Annotated in this window: 1 protein-coding gene; it reads right to left on the reverse strand. The window is 59.9% G+C overall.

The features are described 5' to 3' along the window. Positions 1-406: 406 nt before the first annotated feature. Positions 407-881, reverse strand: a 475-nt coding sequence (locus tag V6C16_RS14365; RefSeq protein WP_333543576.1) for a glycosyl transferase family 2, incomplete at its 5' end; no start/stop codon positions are given.

Raw genomic sequence — 881 nt, forward strand, 5'->3', positions numbered from 1 at the left:
GCTTTGTGGGGGAGGGGTCCCCTTTGCAAAAGGGACCCCTCCCCCACCCCCCCGCCCCCCCAAAACCTTCATTCCTGCTTCAATCTGACACAAAATACTCCTGCCGAAACAAAGCACAGCAGCGTCTTCCGGGCACAACGCCAGCGCAGGCCCCCGCTCGGGAGGCTGTTTTCAGGCACATACTTTTGCCCGGAACAGAAAAGACGGTTTTTTCCTGAAAGCAGAACGCCATATGCGCACCCTGCTTTCAGGAAAAAACCGCCTTGCTGCGGACTGTGGGGCAAAATCCTCCGGCACAGATCAACTTTGAGGATGTAATGTACATTCTCAAAGCTTACGGCACGCGCCCTCCGGAGCCTGACCGCACGGGCACATTGCGCCCGCACCCTTGCAACGGGCCGCGGCTCTAGCCGAAAATATCCACGATGGCTCTCGCGTCCATGTCAGGATTGATGGGCCGCAGAGCCAGACGGCGGAAATCGTCGGGCCTGTCCATGTCCAGACGCAGATCCGGACGGCGCAGCCATTCCTCTTCAGGGTCGAATGTGCCAATGCGGAATGTTGCGGCATTGTCCCATATGTAGTTGAGGCAATGCTCACGCTGCGAAGGCTCCACGGCCTTCTGATCCAGGCTCTCAAGCAGCTCGCGCGAAAGCACCTCTGCACCAAGCCCGTCCGGCCAGAGATTGTTGCGCGGAATATGGTTATAGGCGTAATCCCACTGCCCCTCGCGGTAAAAATCCACCAGCCTGTCCACGGCTCCGCCCCAGATAAGGGGATTATCCGCACAGACGCGCACCACAAGACCGGCGTCAGCCAGCTTGGCCGCCTGGCTGAAGCGCGCCAGCACGTCGTCTTCCGGCCCCGCCATGCAGGGTACG

It is taken from the genome of Desulfovibrio sp. 1188_IL3213 (assembly GCF_036763145.1).
GTDB lineage: Bacteria > Desulfobacterota > Desulfovibrionia > Desulfovibrionales > Desulfovibrionaceae > Desulfovibrio.